Source organism: Streptomyces sp. NPDC055189, assembly GCF_053606765.1.
Genome location: NZ_JBSGSG010000177.1, coordinates 1 through 3,980, shown reverse-complemented (window position 1 = coordinate 3,980; position 3,980 = coordinate 1). Strand labels below are relative to the sequence as shown.

The 3,980-nt window shown below is 69.2% G+C and carries 3 protein-coding genes; all 3 read left to right on the top strand.

What is annotated here, in order from left to right; all coding sequences use genetic code 11:
• Nucleotides 1-100: 100 nt before the first annotated feature.
• On the top strand, nucleotides 101-1,072 hold the full coding sequence (locus ACWFR3_RS46605; protein ID WP_453740791.1) for an ABC transporter permease: 972 nt from the start codon (nucleotides 101-103) through the stop codon (nucleotides 1,070-1,072).
• Between the two features lie 224 nt (nucleotides 1,073-1,296).
• Nucleotides 1,297-3,597, top strand: a complete 2,301-nt coding sequence (locus ACWFR3_RS46600) for an RNA degradosome polyphosphate kinase (protein ID WP_453740790.1) — start codon at nucleotides 1,297-1,299, stop codon at nucleotides 3,595-3,597.
• Nucleotides 3,578-3,980 (top strand): CHAD domain-containing protein (locus ACWFR3_RS46595; RefSeq protein WP_453740789.1); only part of this gene is annotated, 403 nt, incomplete at its 3' end. The genes ACWFR3_RS46600 and ACWFR3_RS46595, both read left to right, overlap by 20 nt.

Below are 3,980 nucleotides of genomic sequence, written 5' to 3'. Positions count from 1 at the left end.
CGAAGCCATGGAGGGCAGCCAGCATGAAAACCATCCCTGCCCCACCCGCGCAGACCCAGAGTCGCGAACTCACGGGACGCACTCAAGAAGGTAGGACGGCATGAGCGCCCCTCTCCTGCGCGGTTCCCGCTGGGCGGACGTCCGGCTGCACCGTGGCGCGCTGTGGACGGGGCTCGGCCTCGTCGTACTCGCGGCCGTGGTGACCGGCTATCTCCGCTGGGCGGCCTACGCCTATCCGGAGCCCACCGGCCCCTGCACGTCGGACGGCTCCTGCGACACGTTCCTAGGCTTCGCCAGCGCCCGGACGCTGCTCTACGAGTTCCTCCAGAGCTACTCCACGGGAATGCTCGCGATCCCCGTCCTGATAGGCACCTTCGTCGCGGGCCCGGTCATCGGCCGCGAGATGGAGTCGGGGACTCACCGGCTCGCTTGGACCCAGTCACAGTCGCCCGCGCGCTGGCTGATCTCGAAGCTGACGGTGTTCGCCGTGCTGAGCGTGGCCGGCGGGCTCACCCTCATGGCGATCTTCTGGATCGGGCGGGCCGGCCATGCGGGTTTTGCGGATCTGCTCTGGGCCGACCGCGGCGTCTACGAGTCCCTCGGCCCGGCCCTCATCGCTTACTGCCTGCTCGGCGTCACGGTCGGCGCCCTCGTCGGGCTCCTTGTGCGTCGCACGCTGGTGGCGCTGGTCGCCGGGGGCCTGGTCACCGGTGGCGTCCTGCTCGGCCTGGGCAATCTGCGCTGGCAGCTGTTCCCCACGGACACGATCTCGGGGCGCGCGTCGGGCACGACCACCGGCTACACGATGCACGGGCTCCCCTTGGAATCCCTGATCATGGACATGGGGGTGCACAACGCCGCCGGTGAGCGCTTCGTCGCCGCGCAGTGCTCCCCTAGCCAGAGGGCCCACTACCCCTGCCCCACAGACACCAAGATCACCGGCTGGTACGTCGACTACCACCCCTACTCCCACTTCTGGTACGTCCAGTTGATTGAGACCGCCATCGTTCTCGCCCTCGCCGCCGCAGCCGCCTACGCCGCATTCCGCGTGCTCAAGCGCCGTACGGCCTGATCGGCGAACCCGCCAGCGACAGTCCCCCGGAGCTGTAGACGTCCGGGGGACCACGGCACATGTCCCGCACGTCATGTCGCCGTAACCAGTGATTCAGACTGCCTTGCGATCCTCGCTCAATGCAGCCCGCCGTGCCCGACCCTCTCCCCATGAACGGGAAGCTCCGTCTCACCCCGGCATCCTCCGACGCGCCTATCGGCGTCCCCGCGCGGAAGAATGGGGCCATGAGCCAGCCCAGCACGCAAGGTCAGGCCCACCCGTCTCCCACCACCGCCCTTGGCGGAGACCCTTCGGGCCACGGCACTATCAGACACGCCCAGCCCTCCGTAGGCTCCATCGCCGCTCACCGCCCGCACACGCTGTCCGCCGCGGTCTCCGATCTCGACCCCGACATCGATGCCGACCTGGACGCGTACGACGAGGACGGCCAGGTCGGGCACGACGGGCAGGAACTGCCCCAGGGCCGGTTCCTGGACCGGGAGCGCAGCTGGCTGGCCTTCAACGAGCGCGTTCTGGAGCTTGCCGAGGACCCGAACACCCCGCTCCTCGAACGGGCTAATTTCCTGGCGATCTTCGCCTCGAACCTGGACGAGTTCTTCATGGTCCGGGTGGCGGGTCTGAAGCGGCGCATCGCGACCGGCGTCGCCACCCGTTCGGCCTCGGGTCTGCAGCCCCGCGAGGTCCTGGAGCTGATCTGGAACCGCTCCCGCGAGCTCATGGCGCGGCACGCCGCCTGCTACCAGGAAGACGTCGCCCCCGGCCTCGCCGACGAGGGCATCCACCTGGTCCGCTGGAACGAGCTGACCGAGAAGGAGCAGTCCCGCCTCTTCACGCTCTTCCGGCAGCAGATCTTCCCCGTCCTGACCCCCCTCGCGGTCGACCCGGCGCACCCCTTCCCGTACATCTCCGGGCTCTCGCTCAACCTCGCCGTGGTCGTGCGGAACCCTGTGTCCGGGCACACCCACTTCGCGCGTGTGAAGGTTCCGCCGCTGCTCTCCCGCTTCCTTGAGGCCTCCCCCCAGCGGTACGTCCCCATCGAGGACGTCATCGCCGCTCCCGCGCACCTCGCGGAGCTGTTCCCGGGCATGGAGATCCAGGAGCACCACATGTTCCGGCTGACCCGGAACGAAGACCTGGAGGTGGAGGAGGACGACGCCGAGAATCTTCTCCAGGCCCTGGAGAAGGAGCTCATGCGGCGCCGTTTCGGGCCGCCAGTCCGCCTTGAGGTCGAGGAGTCCATCGACCGGAACGTCCTGGACCTGCTCGTGCGCGAGCTGAAGATAAGCGAGGCGGAGGTCTATCCGCTGCCGGGCCCGCTCGACCTGACGGGGCTCTTCGGCATCGCGGCCCTCGACAGGCCCGAGCTGAAGTACCCGAAGTTCATCGCGGGCACGCACCGCGACCTCGCCGAGGTGGAGTCCGCTTCGGCCCCCGACATCTTCGCCGCCCTTCGCGAACGCGACGTACTTCTCCACCACCCGTACGACTCGTTCTCCACGTCCGTGCAGGCCTTCCTTGAGCAGGCCGCCGCCGACCCGAACGTCCTCGCGATCAAGCAGACGCTGTACCGGACATCGGGCGACTCCCCGATAGTCGACGCGCTGATCGACGCCGCCGAGTCGGGCAAGCAGGTGCTCGTACTGGTCGAGATCAAGGCGCGCTTCGACGAGCAGGCGAACATCAAGTGGGCGCGGAAGCTTGAGGAGGCGGGCTGCCATGTCGTCTACGGCCTCGTCGGTCTGAAGACGCACTGCAAGCTGTCGCTGGTGGTACGCCAGGAGGGCGACACCCTGGTCCGCTACTCGCACGTGGGCACGGGCAACTACCACCCCAAGACGGCCCGGCTCTACGAGGACCTGGGGCTGCTCACCGCCAAGCAGGAGGTGGGCGCCGACCTGTCCGACCTCTTCAACCGGCTCTCCGGCTACTCGCGCCGCGAGACCTACCGCCGGCTCCTCGTCGCCCCCAAGTCCCTGCGTGACGGCCTGATCTCCCGCATCGAGAAGGAGATCCAGCACCACCGCGCGGGCCGCCCGGCCTACGTGCGCATCAAGTGCAACTCGATGGTCGACGAGGCCGTCGTGGACTCGCTCTACCGCGCGTCCCAGGCGGGCGTGCCGGTGGACGTGTGGGTGCGCGGGATCTGTGCGGTGCGGCCCGGTGTCGCGGGGCTCTCGGAGACGATCCGGGTCCGTTCCGTCCTCGGCCGCTTCCTGGAGCACTCCCGCGTCTTCGCCTTCGGCAACGCGGGCGAGCCCGAGGTGTGGATCGGCAGCGCCGACATGATGCACCGCAACCTCGACCGACGTATCGAGGCACTGGTCAGGGTCACCGACCCGGCGCACCGGGCGACGCTGAACCGGCTCCTGGAGACCGGCATGTCGGACACCACCGCCTCCTGGCACCTGGGCGCGGACGGCAACTGGACCCGGCACGCCCTTGATCCGGAGGGCCAGCCCCTGCGGAACGTACAGGAGACGCTCATAGACGCCCGGAGGCGCCGGCGTGGCACAGCTAAACCATGAGACGACGACAGGCGATGTCCTGTCGGCCTATCTGCAGGGCCAGGCCACGGAGTTCCTGCGCTCGCTGAGGCTGCACCGCGAGTCGACGACCGACGCGCAGGGCGCGGAGGAGTCCCTGGAGGCGGCAAGGGCCCTGCGGTGCGCGGCCCGCCGCATCGGCGGCACCCTGCACACGTTCCGCCCGCTGCTCGACCAGGAGTGGGCGGCGGGACTGCGGCCCGAACTGGCGTGGCTGTCCGGCACATTGGCCCGCGAACACGCGTACGCGGCCCGCCTGGAACGCCTCCTGGACGCCTTGCACCGCTTGTCGGGTACGCCGGGGGTTCCGATGCCCACGGAACACGCCGAGGTCGCTCTTGCTGTGCCCACCCGTTCCGCAAGGC